Below are 12,778 nucleotides of genomic sequence, written 5' to 3' on the forward strand. Positions count from 1 at the left end.
GTCGCCTTGCCGCCAAGCGGTCAATCCGGCGCGGGCTGTGTGACGCGATGTCGCAAGATCAGCGCGACCTGATCGGGCGGAAGGGGGCGTGTGGGCGGGGTCATCAGCAACCTGCCGAACAGCGCCTGCCACGGCTCCTCTTGCATCAGTTCTCGAAAACGGCTTCGGCGCCAGTCGACGGCGGCGGCGTGAAGGCGCGCCAGTTCCGCATCTTCGACGGGGTCGGGGGCAAGATCGAGAATGCTGCGATCCTCCTCGTCGCGGAAGTTGCGGTCGACCCAATAGGACATGTCGAAGGCCGAGGATTCGCGGTTCGCGCGGCCCCGGTCGCATTTGACGATATAGCTTTCCATCGCGCCAAGGGCGTAATGGTTCAACTGCACCACCGCATGATTGTCACGCAGGAACGGCACGAACAGCCCGCGGGATCGAAAGCTTTCGGGCAGCTCGCGCCCCGATCCGTCGAACCAGCGTTGGTGGTCCACATCCTCGGGGGATTTGGGCCGGTGGACGCCCAGCTTGCGATAGCTGCCGTCGTTGCGGAACAGCGTCTTGATCAGCATCGCGCGCCAAGGCCATTGCAGGACCGAAGGGGCGGCGCGGGTGAAGGTGCGCGTGACGGGCGCATCGTCGTAATGCACGACGCCGTCATTGCCGAACATCCGCCAGCTGAGCGCGATGGCTGTCGCGTCGGGCATCGCGGCGTGCAGGTCCGCAAGCCGATGGCCACCCGCGCGGATGTTGACGAATTCGTCGATGTCCTGCACCAGAACCCAATCCGCGCGGTGCATCAGCGGGTGCCGTTCCGCCTGTTTCAGCGCCGCCCATTGCGGGCCCTGTGGAAACGGGCCATCGTTGCGGATATGGGTCACGAGCCCCAGCTGTTGCAGCCGGTCCAGCATCAGGTCGGTGCCATCTTGGCAATCGTTCGAAAAGATCAGGAAATCGTCAAATCCCACGGCCCGGTGATGGGCGAGCCATTCCAGGAGGAACGCGCCTTCGTTGCGGACGGTAAGGATGGAAAGATGACGGACCACGGCACTGCCTAGCACGGGCGCGCCGCGCCGCATAGGTCCGCGTGCGGGAACCGTGCCACCGCTGCCGCGTTCGGGGGCGAGGAAGGAGAATTTCCATGACGAAGCGGATTTTGCACAGCAGGTTGCTGACCACGACGGCGGCGCTGACCGTCGCGCTGGCGGGGCTGCCGCCTTTGCCACTGGTCGCGCAGGAGACTCCGGTGCCCCCGGTGGAAGATGCGGCCCCGGTGGACCCCTCGGGGACCGAGGCGGAACGCCCTGCCGAGGAGCCGAGCGCCGAGCCGGTAAGCCCGGAGCCGGAACCCGAAGCCCCGAGCGCGGAGGACCCTGCGGAACCCGAACCCGACCAGCCCCCGGCGCCCGCGGAGGAAGCGCCGCCTCCGGAGGCAGAGGCTCCCCCGGCCGCCGAAACGCCGCCAGAGCAGGCTCCGGACGCGGCCCCCGAGGCCCCTGCGCCGGATGCTGCCCCGGCCACCGAAACGCCGCCTGAGCAGGCGGAGACGCCGCCCGAGCAGGCTCCAGAGGCCCCTGCGCCGGATGCTCCGGCTACCGAAACGCCGCCCGAGCAGGCTCCCGAGGCGGCGGTTCCAGAAGCCCCTCCTGCCGCATCGGATGCTGCGCCTGCGGAGGAAGCTTCAGAGGCGGCGCCGGTTCCCGAAGCCGCTGCGCGGGAAAATGCCGCTCCTGCCGAGGAGACGACGACCGAGATCACCGCGGACGATGCAAGATCCAGCGACGAGGATTTCGCCACCACCGCTTCGGGCGAGCGCCGGGGCGAGGACGATGGCGGGCTGAGCAATCTGGAGAAGGTCGGGCTTCTGGCGCTGGGCGGTCTGGCCATCGGCGCACTGATGAACAATGGCGACGAGGTCGTGTCGAACACGGGCGACCGTGTCGTCGTCCGTCAGAACGATGGCAGCTTTGCGGTCCTGAAGGATGATGATGCACTCCTGCGCCAGCCGGGCAGCACGGTGCGGACAGAACGCTTCGACGACGGCTCGACCCGGTCGACGGTGGAGCAGGGGGACGGGACGCGCGTCGTGACGATCCGCGACGCCTCGGGCCGCGTGCTGCGCCGCAGCCGCGTCGATACCGCCGGAAACGAGATCCGGCTGATCGACGATACCGTGAAGGCCGCGCCGGTGGATGTCTCGCTGCTGCCGCCTGCACGCGAGGAGGCGCGGGTGTCGGCGACCGACCGGGACTCGCTGCGGGATGCGCTGGCGCGGATCGAGGCGCGAGAGAATGCGCGGACCTATTCGCTGGCGCAGATTCGCGATTACAGGCAGGTGCGCGCGCTTGCCCCGGTGCTGGATGTGGACAACATCACCTTCCGCACCGGGTCGGCTGCCGTGGATGCGGGGCAGGCCGAGCAGCTTGCGGATCTGGGGCGGCTGGTGCGCGACATGGTTGCGGACAACCCGCGTGAAGTGTTCCTTGTCGAAGGGCATACGGATGCGGTCGGCTCTGCGGCGTCGAACCTTGCCCTGTCGGACCGTCGCGCGGAATCGGTCGCGCTGGCGCTGACCGAGTATTTCGACGTGCCGCCGGAAAATCTGGTGGTGCAGGGATATGGCGAAAGCGATCTGCGGGTGGAGACCGAAACGGACGAGCCGCGCAACCGCCGCGTCGCCGTTCGGATCATCACCCCGATCCTGCAAACGGCGGCGCGATGAAATAAGGCGCGGGGGAAACCCCGCGCCTTATTCTTATTTCGCCGGGCCGATCATCATGACCATCTGGCGACCTTCGAGCTTGGGCATCGATTCGACCTTGCCGGCTTCGGCCTCGGTCACATCGGCGGCCACGCGCTGAAGCAGTTCCAGACCAAGATCCTGGTGCGCCATTTCGCGGCCGCGGAAGCGCAGGGTGACCTTCACCTTGTCGCCTTCGCCAAGGAATTTCAGAACCGAACGCATCTTCACGTCATAGTCATGCGTGTCGGTGCCGGGACGGAACTTGATTTCCTTGATCTCGATCACGTGCTGCTTCTTGCGGGCCTCGGCCTCGCGTTTCTGCTGCTCGTACTTGAACTTACCGAAATCCATGATCTTGCAGACCGGCGGTTCCGCGTTCGGAGAGATCTCAACCAGATCCAGCCCGGCTTCCTCGGCCATAGCCATGGCGCGCGCGGGGGTCACGACGCCGACGTTTTCGCCGTCGGCACCGATCAGGCGAATTTCATTGGCGCGGATGCGATCATTCACGCGGGGGCCCGTGTCGCGTTGCGGCGGGGCGTTGTGGGGTCTGCGGGCTATGGTATGCGTCCTTCAGCGGTTATGCGATGTCGCGCAAGCTAATGCGAGTGGCGGCGGCTTTCAACCTCAATCCCCTTGCTTGGCTGGCTGCGGAACGCTTTTCAGCCGGGTTTCGTTGTGCCAGACAGCGTCCGGTGCCGCAGCTTTGCGGCAAGAGGAGAGACCATGAACAAGACCGTCATCACCGCTGCCATCCTCGTGCTGCTTGCGGCGGGGGGCTATTACCAGTTCAGCTACCGTCCCGCGCAGGAAGAGGCGGTGCGCGCGCAGGCCGAGGCGGATGCCGCCCGTGCCGCACAGGCCGAGGCTGACGCCGCCGCCGAGGCAGCCGCGAAGGCCGCCGCCGAAGCCGAGGCGTCGGACGAAGCCGCCCGCGCGCAGGCCGCCGCCGATGCCGCCGCCGCCGCCGATGCCGCGACCGAGGCTGCGTCCAATGCGGCTGCCGATGCCGCCGCGGCGCTGGAAAACGCGGGCGAGGCCGCGAATGATGCCGCCGTCGACGCGGCGGATGCCGCTGCCGCCGCCGCGAACGAGGCTGCCAATGCCGCGACCGTTGCGGGCCGATCTGCCGCCGATGCGGTCGCAGGTCTGAACCCGGCGCAATTCTTCACCGTGGAGCATTACGATGCCGAGCGTGCACGGAACTTCATCGATGCATCCGCGTTGGGCGACGAGGTGAAGACGCGGCTCAAGAACGGGCTCGCGGCCGCCGAACAGACGCCGGAAGCCTTGGACGCCGCGCTGGAAGCCGCGCGTCGCGAATTGGGGCTGTAACGAAAAAGGGCCGCGTCATGCGGCCCTTCCTTCAGACGCCTTCGCCGACGAAGGCTTTTTCCACGACATATTCGCGCGGTTCGGAATTGGCGCCTTCGTGTAGGCCGAAGCCCTCCAGCACCTTCATCACATCCTGGTTGAAGGCCAGCGATCCGCAGACCATCGCGCGGTCGGTGGCGGGGTTCATCGGATCGAGCCCCAGATCGGTGAAGACCTTGCCCGAGGCGAGGTTGTCGGTGATCCGGCCCATCAGCGGCGACGGCTCTCGCGTGGTGGTCGGATAGTATTTCAGCTTGCCCGCCACCATTTCGCCGATCAGCTCGTCCTGTTCCAGCGCCTCGACCAGCTCGCGGCCATAGGTCAGTTCTTCGGCGGTGCGGCAGGTGTGCATCATGACGACCTCGTCGAACTTCTCGTAGGTCTCGGGGTCGCGCATCAGGCTGGCGAAAGGCGCGATGCCGGTGCCGGTGGCAAGGAACCACACCCGCTTGCCCGGAAGCAGCGCGTCGTGGACCAGCGTGCCGACGGGTTTCGGACGCAAGACGATCTGATCGCCCGGCTGGATGTTCTGGAGCCGCGAGGTCAGGGGGCCGTCCGGCACCTTGATCGAATAGAACTCCAACTCCTCGTCCCAGTTCGGCGAGGCGATGGAATAGGCGCGCATGATCGGTTTGCCATTGTCGCCCGCCAGCCCGATCATCACGAACTCGCCCGAGCGGAACCGCAGCGAGGCGGGGCGCGTCACGCGGAAGGAAAACAGCGTGTCCGACCAGTGGCGCACCGAGGTGACGGTCTGCGCGTTGGGATCGACTTTGGCGGTGGGGGCGATGGCGACGGTCTCGTTCATGGTCGTTCCTTGCATGGGCCGGGGGCGGAAGGGGAGGTCCCCTGGCTGCGGCATGGGTCAGGCGCGCAGGCGGGCCTGATAGTTGTGGGCTTGCCAGTCGGCGCGGAAGCGCCACTGGTCCTCGGGCTGACGTATGGCAAGATCGTCGGAAATTTCAACCTCGTCGAAGCCGGAACGTCGTGCCATGGCATATTGATCCGCGATTACATGACCGTGCGCGCGCAGGCGGCCCGTGTAACCCATTCGGCGAAGGCGTGCGGCCTGCGTGAACCCGCGCCCGTCCGAGAAGGACGCGAAGGCGACGCGGATCAGCGCCAGATCGTTCAGCCGACCTTCCAAGGCGGTCGGATCGTCGGTGGCGGCAAGGTCCACGGCGGAGTGGTTGCCAAGCTCGGCCAGGGGGGCGATCTCGGCAGTGAAGTCGTCGGGGGCGAACCCGCGGTCGGTGACGATCACGCTCATGCGGCGTTCTCCTTGGAGGTGCGGACGGGCTTGCCATTGATGAAATGGATGCCGCATTCGGTCTTGTTGCTGCCGCGCCAACGGCCGGCGCGGGGGTCCTCGCCCGGTTTGACCGGGCTGGTGCAGGGGGCGCAGCCGATGGATGGATAGCCCTTGGCGACCAGAGGGTGACGGGGCAGACGGTTGTTCACCATATACTCCTCCAGATCCTCGCGGCCCCACATGGCAAGTGGGTTGATCTTCAGCCGCGTGTCGCCGTCCAGTTCGAAGAACTCCAGCGCGGCGCGGGTGCCGGCCTGAAAGCGTTTGCGGCCGGTGATCCACGCGTCATAGGGGCGCAGCGCGTTTTCCAGCGGGACGGTCTTGCGCAGGTTGCAGCAGGCGTCGGTGTTGAACTGGTGCAGCGTGCCGTCCGGGTCTTCGTAATCCAGCGCGGCGGGATCGGCCACGATGGTCTGGATGTTCGTCAGCTCCAGCTTTTCCGCCACGTCACGCTGGTATTGCAGCGTTTCGGGGAACAGCATCTGCGTGTCGATGAACAGGACCGGGGTTTCTGGCGCCATGACTGACAGCATGTGCAGCAGCACCACCGATTCCGCGCCGAAGCTGGACACCAGCGTGGTCGCCCCGACGTCGGGGTCGCCCAGCGCATGTTCCATCACCGACACGGCGGCGTGGTATTTATAGCGGCTGTTCAGCTCCGCCGCCTTCTCGGCCAGCGAGGCCCATCCGGGATCAAGCGGCATCCTTCTCCCCTTCCGCCGGATAGAGCGCAGCCTTGAAGGGGGCGAGGCCAAGCCGTCGGTAGGTTTGCAGGAAGGTCTCGGTCGGTTCGGTCCGGTGTTCCAGATAGGCGTGCACAAGGCGTTCGATGGCCAGGACGATCTCGTCATAGGCGAAGCCCGGACCGGCGCGCTCGCCGATGACGGCGGTTTCGGTCCCGTCGCCGCCCAGCGTGATCTGGTAGTTTTCGACGCCGGCACGGTCCAGACCCAGAATCCCGATATGCCCGACATGGTGATGTCCGCAGGCATTGATGCAGCCAGAGATCTTGATCTTCAGCGGGCCGACCTCGTGCTCCAGCTTCAATTCGTCGAAGCGGGTCGCGATTTCCTGCGCGACCGGAATCGAGCGGGCAGTGGCCAGCGCGCAATAATCCATGCCGGGGCAGGCGATGATATCGGAGATCAAGCCGACGTTCGCGGTGCCGAGGCCAGCCTGCACCAGCGCCGCGTGGACGGCGGGCAGGTCCGATTTGTGGACATGCGGCAGGATCACGTTCTGTTCGTGGCTGATGCGCAGTTCGGAATGGCCGTAGCGTTCGGCAAGGTCGGCCATGACGCGCATCTGGTGGGCGGTGGCGTCGCCGGGGGTTTCGCCATGCTTCTTGATGCTGATGGTGACGATGGAATATTGCGCGTTGCGATGTTCCGTCAGGTTGGTGTCGGCCCACGACCGATACACGGGATCGGCGGCGTAGAACTGGTCATGCGCCGTAGTTTCCGCGTTGCGGAAGGCGGGCGGGGCGAAGGCCGCGCGGATGTCGTCCAGCAGGTCTTGATCGTGGCCGTGGAAGGTCGGGCGAATCTCGGCGAAACGCTGTTCTACCTGACGCTTGATCTCGTCCAGACCGTTTTCGTGGACTGTGATCTTGATGCGCGCCTTGTATTTGTTGTCGCGGCGGCCCAGCAGGTTGTAGACCGAGACGATCGCCTCGCAATAGGGCAGCAGGTCTTCCTTGGGCAAGAAGTCCCGCACCACTTGGCCGATCATCGGCGTGCGGCCCAGACCGCCACCGACCAGCACCTCGAAGCCGACTTCATCGCCCCGGCGGATCATGCGCAGGCCGATGTCATGCGCCTTGACCACGGCGCGGTCGTTCGGGCTGCCGGTGACGGCGATCTTGAACTTGCGCGGCAGGAACTGGAACTCCGGATGGTCGGTGGACCACTGGCGCAGAAGCTCGGCATAGGGGCGGGGGTCTTCGATCTCGTCCGCCGCAGCCGCAGCGAAATGGTCGGAGGTGACGTTGCGGATCGTGTTGCCCGAGGTCTGGATCGCGTGCATGCCCACATCGGCCAGCGCGGACAGCATCGCGGGCACGTCTTTCAGCAGCGGCCAGTTGTATTGGATGTTCTGGCGCGTGGTGAAGTGGCCGTAGCCCTTGTCCCACGTCTCCGCGATATGCGCGAGCTGGCGCATCTGGTTGGGGTTCAGCGTGCCATAAGGGATCGCGACCCGCAGCATATAGGCGTGGAGTTGCAGATACAGCCCGTTCATCAGGCGCAGCGGCTTGAACTCATCCTCGGTCAGCGAGCCGTCGATGCGGCGTTCGACCTGGCTGGTGAACTGGGCGACGCGTTCGCGCACGAAGGCTTCGTCGAAATCGTTGTAGCTATACATGGCTTCCTCGATCTCAGTAGTGGCGCGGGCCGGGCTGTTCGCCCACCTGTTTGCCATGGGCATAGTTGGACGGGCCACGGGTGCGGAACACCTCGCGGAAGTGGATCGGCTCGGGGCCGTTGGCGCCGGGTTTCGCATCGGCAAGATAGGCGCCGACGACGGTGCCCTTCTGGGCAGCCGCGTGCAGCAGACGCAGCTGGGCGTGGGCCTCGTCCTCGATCAGTTCCGCCTCATGATGCTCTCGCGTCCAGCGGTCGTCGGCGGTGAGGTAGATCACGTCGCCTTCCAGCAGCGCGTTGGCGGTCACGACCTTGGGGATGTATTTGCGGCTCATGCTGTAACCTCTTTAAGACCGGAGGCCTCGTGCAGTTCTGGAAGGGCTTGGGCGGCGGCGCGGGGGGCAAGGCCGTAAAGCATCACGGCGGGTCCGGTCAGGCATGTCGCGGTATCGGACAATGTGCCAAGGGTGGCGGCGACGATGCGCTGGTCGGGGCGGGTGGCATTTTCCACCAGCGTGACCGGGGTGTTTGCATCGGCCCCGTGCATCATCAGGCGGCCCTGGATGAAGCGGGACGCCTTCTTGCCCATATAGATCGCGGCGACCTCTCCGCTGCGGGCAAGGCCTTTCCAGTCCTGATCGGCGAAACCGTCCATGTCGTGGCCCGTGACGATGCGCAGCCCGCGGTTGCGGCCGCGTTTCGTCAGGCTTTGCCCGATGGCAGCGGCGGCGGCGGCGGCGGAGGTCAGGCCGGGCAGGATCGACCATTGGATGCCGGCCGCCTCCAGCGCCTCGATCTCCTCGTCCAGACGGCCGAAGATGCCGCAATCGCCGCCCTTCAGGCGCACGACGCGGGCGCCGGTGCCGGCATGGCCGACGATCAGCGCGTTGATCGCGGATTGCGGGGTGGAGGGGCCGAAGCCCTCCTTGCCGGCGTCTATCAGCGTGCCTTTGGCCAGCGCCAGAATCTCTGGCCCGACGAGGCGGTCGTGGATGACGACGTCAGCCTCTTGCAGCGCACGGAAGGCACCCATGGTCAGCATGTCCACGCAGCCCGGGCCTGCACCAACGAAGGTGACGGCACCGTTATGGGTCAGGGGCTGATGCGACATGGCTGCACTCCGGGTGGCTTGGTCCCATCCATATAGGACATTTTTCCCCCATTTTGCCATAAGCCCCTTGCGGATAAGGACAGTTGTTCGGATAGACTTCGCACATGGAACAGGTTTCCGATGCAGGGGGAGTTTTGCGAATGGCAGTCCGGCTGGATGAAATGGACAGGAAAATCCTTGCCGAGTTGCAGCAGGACGCGGCGCAATCGCTGGACGAGATTGCCAAGAAGGTCGGCTCTTCCAAGACCCCGGTGTGGAATCGCATCCGCCGGATGAAGGAGGCGGGGGTGATCCTGCGCCAGACCGCGCTGCTGGATGCCGAAGCCCTGGGGCTGGAGGCGTGTTTCTTCGTGCTGATCCGCACGTCCGAGCATGAGGCGGACTGGCAGCGCAAGTTCCTGCACGCGCTGCGCGAGCGCCCCGAGGTGCTGGAGGCGCACCGTCTGGCGGGCGATATCGACTATATCCTGAAGGTGCGGGTGGAGAATGCGCGCGCCTACGACCGCTTCTATCAGGCGTTGATCTCGGAAGTGCGGATTCACAATGTGACCGCGCTTTTGTCGATGGAGGAGATCAAGGCGACCACGGTGCTCCCGGTCTAGGACAACCCGTCCCTTGAAGGGGGCGGCGGCTGGGGGTAGCTTCGCCCCCGCAACGAAGGGGCCCGTCCAATGGCGAAACGCAGCATATTCGAGGAAGTCGGCGATCAGGCGAAGGCCGGTCCCGTGATGGGCGGGATCGACCGCAAGACCGGGGGTGCGCGCGGCGCGATCCGGCTGTGGCTGGTGCTGCTGTTCCTGCTGGTGGCGGCGATGATCGTCGTGGGCGGGATGACCCGGCTGTCGGATGCGGGGCTGTCGATCACCGAATGGAAGCCGGTCACGGGCGCGCTGCCGCCGATGGATCAGGCGGCGTGGGAGGCAGAGTTCCGGCTGTATCAGGACAGCCCGCAATACCGGTTGATGAATGCCGGCATGACGCTGGATGCGTTCAAGACCATCTATTGGTGGGAATGGGGGCATCGCCAGCTTGGCCGCGTGGTGGGTGTGATCTGGGCGCTGGGCTTCGTCGGGTTCTGGCTGGCGGGAAAGATCCCGGCGGGCTGGACGGGGCGGCTGCTGTTGGTTGGCGCGCTGGGCGGGCTGCAGGGGGCCATCGGCTGGTGGATGGTGGCGTCGGGGCTGGTTGGGGATATGACCTCGGTCGCGTCCTATCGGCTGGCGACGCATCTGGGGCTGGCTTTCGTGATCCTTGGGTTTCTTGCGTGGTATGTGCTGCTGCTGGGCCGGACCGAGGGCGCACTGCTTCAGGCACGGCGGGTGCGCGAAGCGAAGCTGTTTTCCATGTCCACGGGCCTTCTGCATTTCTGCTTCTTGCAGATCCTGCTGGGCGCGCTGGTCGCCGGGATCGACGCGGGGCGCGGATTTCCGACATGGCCGCTGATGAACGGGCAGTTCTTTCCGGCGGATGCGTTCTATGTGCCGGACGGGGCGGGGGGCAGCCTTCCGGTCTGGCATGCGTTCTTTGAAAATCCGGGGCTGGTGCAGTTCATCCACCGCATGTCGGGCTATCTGCTGTTCGTCTTTTCCATCGTCGTCTGGAACCGCGGGCGCAAGTCGCCGAACCGCACGACGCGCGGGGCGTTCCATGTCGTGATGGCGATGATGGTGGCGCAGATGCTGCTGGGCATCTTTGCCGCGCTGACGGGGGCGCATCTGCATGTGGCGATCACCCATCAGATCGGGGCGATTTTGCTGTGGGTGCTTATCCTGCGGGCGCGCTATCTTGCACAATATCCGCTTGTCGGCTCGATCAGGAAGGGGACGATATGACCGCTTACGAGGATCTGATGGCGTTCCAGCGCCAGACCGAGGCGCTGGCGCAGGTTGCGGGACGGCTGGGCTGGGATCAGGAAACCATGATGCCGCGCGGCGCCGCCGAGCAGCGGGGCGAGGAGACGGCGGCGCTGGAGGGCGTGCTGCATGCCCGCCGCACCGATCCGCGCATCGCTGGATGGCTGGCGCAGGCGAAGGCCGAGGATGACGAGTCGGAGGCGCAGCTTCGCCTGATCCGCCGCAGCTATGAGCGCAGCACCAAGGTTCCGGGCAAGCTGGCCGAGGAGTTGGCGCGCGTCACCTCGATCGCGCAAGGGGTGTGGGCCGAGGCGCGGGCGAATGACGACGTGGCGGCCTTCCTGCCGACGTTGGCCGAGGTGGTGCGGCTTCGGCGCGAGGAGGCGGCGCATCTGGCGGGCGGCGGCGATCTTTATGACGCGCTGATCGACGATTACGAGCCGGGCGCGACGGCGGACACGATCGGCGCGGTCTTCGGTCGGATGCGTCCGCGGCTGGTCGCGCTGCGCGAGGCGGTTCTGGGGGCAGAGTATCAGCCGCCCGTGCTGTCGGGCAAGTTCGGCACCGATGCGCAGCTTCGCCTGTCGCGCGATCTGGCGAAACGGTTCGGTTATGACTTCACGCGCGGGCGTCTGGACACGGCGGTGCATCCGTTCAGCTCGGGGTCCGGCAGCGATGTGCGGATCACGACGCGGGTGGTCGAGACGGACCCGTTCAACTGCATCTATTCCACCATCCACGAGGTTGGCCACGCCTGTTACGAATTGGGCGTCGATACGGACTACTTGCTGACCCCGGTTGGGGCGGGGGTGTCGATGGGCGTGCATGAAAGCCAGAGCCGGATCTATGAGAACCAGCTTGGCCGCTCGCGGGCCTTCACCGGCTGGCTGCATGGGCAGATGGTTGAACGGTTCGGCGATTTCGGCATCGCGGATGCCGAGGCGTTCTATGGCGCGGTGAACCGGGTTCAGGCCGGGTTCATTCGCACCGAGGCCGACGAGGTGCATTACAACCTGCACATCATGATGCGCTTTGATCTGGAACGGGACCTGATCCGCGGCAAGCTTGAGGTGGCCGACATGGAGGAGGCGTGGAACGCGCGCTTCCTGTCCGATTTCGGGGTGGCGGTGGATCGGCCCTCGCACGGGATGCTTCAGGACGTGCATTGGTCAGTGGGGCTGTTCGGGTATTTCCCGACATATGCGCTGGGCAACGTCTATGCCGGATGTCTGAATGCGTCGCTGCGCCAGGCGGTGCCTTCTCTGGATGAGGCGCTGACACAGGGCGATACGTCGGCGGCGACCGGCTGGCTGCGCGAGGCGCTGCAACGACATGGGGGTCTGCGGCCGCCGGCGGACACGATCCGCACCGCTTGCGGATTCGAGCCGGACGAGGGGCCGCTGCTGGACTATCTGGAAGCGAAGTTCCGCGGTATCTACCGGATTTGAAGAAAGGGGCCCTCGGGCCCCTTATTTTTCATCCAGCGTGAAGCGGCCTTCGATCTGCGCGCCGCTTTCGATCACCACGCGCTTGTAGGTGATGTCCGCCGTGACCCGCGCGGTGCCGCGCAAGGTCAGCTCCGAACAGCTGACGCGGCCATCAAGATGGCCTTTCACGTCGACCTGTTCGGCAGAGACGGTCGCGGTGACCGAACCTTCAGGGCCGACCGTCAGGCCGCGTGCCGTGACAGTGCCATCGACGGTGCCCAAGATCTCCACCGCGCCTTCGGAGGTGATGTCGCCGCTGATGCGCAGATCCGAAGACAGGACGGATTTTGCGGCATTCCCCAAGGGGCGGTCGGCGGGCGTATTCATGTGCGTATCCTTAGAACGGCGTTTTCGGGATAGAAGGCGCAACCGCGTGTGGGGGTCAAGGCCGTTTGCAAGACCGGGCGGGTTATGGCCGGCTGCGTGTTTGTTGGGCAGGGGCACTTTGACACCAATATTTATTGGGCATGACAAAAAATCTTCATGTCGGATGCATTTTTCCTCTTGCGAGTGCTGCGTGCTATCCGTAGATACCGCTTCACCGCAG

The 12,778-nt window shown here is 65.6% G+C and carries 14 protein-coding genes; 5 read left to right on the forward strand and 9 right to left on the reverse strand.

The window, feature by feature from the left end:
- Positions 1-20: 20 nt before the first annotated feature.
- Complete coding sequence (locus tag E2K76_RS13830; protein WP_246032967.1) at positions 21-1,037, reverse strand: glycosyltransferase family 2 protein; 1,017 nt, start codon at positions 1,035-1,037, stop codon at positions 21-23.
- 95 nt (positions 1,038-1,132) lie between these two features.
- Between E2K76_RS13830 and E2K76_RS13835 the strand changes: the two genes are divergently transcribed.
- Entirely contained in the window at positions 1,133-2,713 is a 1,581-nt protein-coding gene (locus E2K76_RS13835; protein WP_136684942.1) for an OmpA family protein, read from the forward strand.
- A gap of 33 nt (positions 2,714-2,746) precedes the next feature.
- Here E2K76_RS13835 and infC read toward each other — a convergent pair whose 3' ends face one another.
- A complete protein-coding gene (gene infC / locus E2K76_RS13840; protein ID WP_246032968.1) occupies positions 2,747-3,244 on the reverse strand; it encodes a translation initiation factor IF-3 in 498 nt (165 codons plus the stop codon).
- Positions 3,245-3,460: 216 nt separating this feature from the next.
- On the opposite strand from infC, the gene E2K76_RS13845 reads away from it, so the two are divergent.
- Complete coding sequence (locus E2K76_RS13845) at positions 3,461-4,069, forward strand: hypothetical protein (RefSeq protein ID WP_136684944.1); 609 nt, start codon at positions 3,461-3,463, stop codon at positions 4,067-4,069.
- A gap of 31 nt (positions 4,070-4,100) precedes the next feature.
- Here the strand turns inward: E2K76_RS13845 and E2K76_RS13850 are convergent, their stop codons facing one another.
- The 6 genes from E2K76_RS13850 to cobA are packed head-to-tail and all read right to left on the reverse strand — an operon-like array spanning position 4,101 to position 8,891.
- Positions 4,101-4,916 (reverse strand): ferredoxin--NADP reductase, encoded by an 816-nt coding sequence (locus tag E2K76_RS13850; protein WP_181952904.1) that lies wholly within the window; start codon positions 4,914-4,916, stop codon positions 4,101-4,103.
- 57 nt (positions 4,917-4,973) lie between these two features.
- The gene (locus tag E2K76_RS13855) at positions 4,974-5,378 is read right to left on the reverse strand and encodes a DUF934 domain-containing protein (RefSeq protein WP_136684946.1); all 405 of its coding nucleotides are present in this window, start codon (positions 5,376-5,378) and stop codon (positions 4,974-4,976) included.
- Complete coding sequence (locus E2K76_RS13860; RefSeq protein ID WP_136684947.1) at positions 5,375-6,124, reverse strand: phosphoadenylyl-sulfate reductase; 750 nt, start codon at positions 6,122-6,124, stop codon at positions 5,375-5,377. The genes E2K76_RS13855 and E2K76_RS13860 overlap by 4 nt, the downstream gene beginning before the upstream one ends.
- Positions 6,114-7,781, reverse strand: a complete 1,668-nt coding sequence (locus E2K76_RS13865) for a nitrite/sulfite reductase (protein WP_136684948.1) — start codon at positions 7,779-7,781, stop codon at positions 6,114-6,116. The genes E2K76_RS13860 and E2K76_RS13865 overlap by 11 nt, the downstream gene beginning before the upstream one ends.
- Before the next feature lie 13 nt (positions 7,782-7,794).
- Complete coding sequence (locus E2K76_RS13870) at positions 7,795-8,115, reverse strand: DUF2849 domain-containing protein (RefSeq protein ID WP_136684949.1); 321 nt, start codon at positions 8,113-8,115, stop codon at positions 7,795-7,797.
- Complete coding sequence (gene cobA, locus E2K76_RS13875; RefSeq protein WP_136684950.1) at positions 8,112-8,891, reverse strand: uroporphyrinogen-III C-methyltransferase; 780 nt, start codon at positions 8,889-8,891, stop codon at positions 8,112-8,114. Before cobA ends, E2K76_RS13870 begins: the two co-directional genes overlap by 4 nt.
- 140 nt (positions 8,892-9,031) lie before the next feature.
- Here cobA and E2K76_RS13880 point away from each other — a divergent pair, with 140 nt between their 5' ends.
- From E2K76_RS13880 to E2K76_RS13890, 3 genes are all read left to right on the forward strand, one after another.
- Complete coding sequence (locus E2K76_RS13880; RefSeq protein ID WP_136684951.1) at positions 9,032-9,493, forward strand: Lrp/AsnC family transcriptional regulator; 462 nt, start codon at positions 9,032-9,034, stop codon at positions 9,491-9,493.
- Between the two features lie 69 nt (positions 9,494-9,562).
- Positions 9,563-10,723 carry a heme A synthase gene (gene ctaA, locus E2K76_RS13885; RefSeq protein ID WP_136684952.1) on the forward strand — a complete coding sequence of 387 codons (1,161 nt, stop codon included), beginning with the start codon at positions 9,563-9,565 and terminating at the stop codon, positions 10,721-10,723.
- A complete protein-coding gene (locus E2K76_RS13890; RefSeq protein ID WP_136684953.1) occupies positions 10,720-12,192 on the forward strand; it encodes a carboxypeptidase M32 in 1,473 nt (490 codons plus the stop codon). The genes ctaA and E2K76_RS13890 overlap by 4 nt, the downstream gene beginning before the upstream one ends.
- A gap of 21 nt (positions 12,193-12,213) precedes the next feature.
- On the opposite strand, the gene E2K76_RS13895 is transcribed toward E2K76_RS13890, so the two are convergent.
- Positions 12,214-12,558 (reverse strand): bactofilin family protein, encoded by a 345-nt coding sequence (locus E2K76_RS13895; RefSeq protein ID WP_136684954.1) that lies wholly within the window; start codon positions 12,556-12,558, stop codon positions 12,214-12,216.
- Positions 12,559-12,778: the final 220 nt, after the last annotated feature.

The sequence above is a fragment of the Falsirhodobacter xinxiangensis genome, assembly GCF_004959935.1.
GTDB lineage: Bacteria > Pseudomonadota > Alphaproteobacteria > Rhodobacterales > Rhodobacteraceae > Falsirhodobacter > Falsirhodobacter xinxiangensis.

Coding starts and splice junctions, on each gene's coding strand:
- E2K76_RS13835 (WP_136684942.1), top strand. CDS start 1,133: ATGACGAAGCGGATTTTGCACAGCAGGTTGCTGACCACGACGGCGGCG.
- E2K76_RS13845 (WP_136684944.1), top strand. CDS start 3,461: ATGAACAAGACCGTCATCACCGCTGCCATCCTCGTGCTGCTTGCGGCG.
- E2K76_RS13850 (WP_181952904.1), bottom strand. CDS start 4,916: ATGAACGAGACCGTCGCCATCGCCCCCACCGCCAAAGTCGATCCCAAC.
- E2K76_RS13855 (WP_136684946.1), bottom strand. CDS start 5,378: ATGAGCGTGATCGTCACCGACCGCGGGTTCGCCCCCGACGACTTCACT.
- E2K76_RS13860 (WP_136684947.1), bottom strand. CDS start 6,124: ATGCCGCTTGATCCCGGATGGGCCTCGCTGGCCGAGAAGGCGGCGGAG.
- E2K76_RS13865 (WP_136684948.1), bottom strand. CDS start 7,781: ATGTATAGCTACAACGATTTCGACGAAGCCTTCGTGCGCGAACGCGTC.
- E2K76_RS13870 (WP_136684949.1), bottom strand. CDS start 8,115: ATGAGCCGCAAATACATCCCCAAGGTCGTGACCGCCAACGCGCTGCTG.
- cobA (WP_136684950.1), bottom strand. CDS start 8,891: ATGTCGCATCAGCCCCTGACCCATAACGGTGCCGTCACCTTCGTTGGT.
- E2K76_RS13880 (WP_136684951.1), top strand. CDS start 9,032: ATGGCAGTCCGGCTGGATGAAATGGACAGGAAAATCCTTGCCGAGTTG.
- ctaA (WP_136684952.1), top strand. CDS start 9,563: ATGGCGAAACGCAGCATATTCGAGGAAGTCGGCGATCAGGCGAAGGCC.
- E2K76_RS13890 (WP_136684953.1), top strand. CDS start 10,720: ATGACCGCTTACGAGGATCTGATGGCGTTCCAGCGCCAGACCGAGGCG.
- E2K76_RS13895 (WP_136684954.1), bottom strand. CDS start 12,558: ATGAATACGCCCGCCGACCGCCCCTTGGGGAATGCCGCAAAATCCGTC.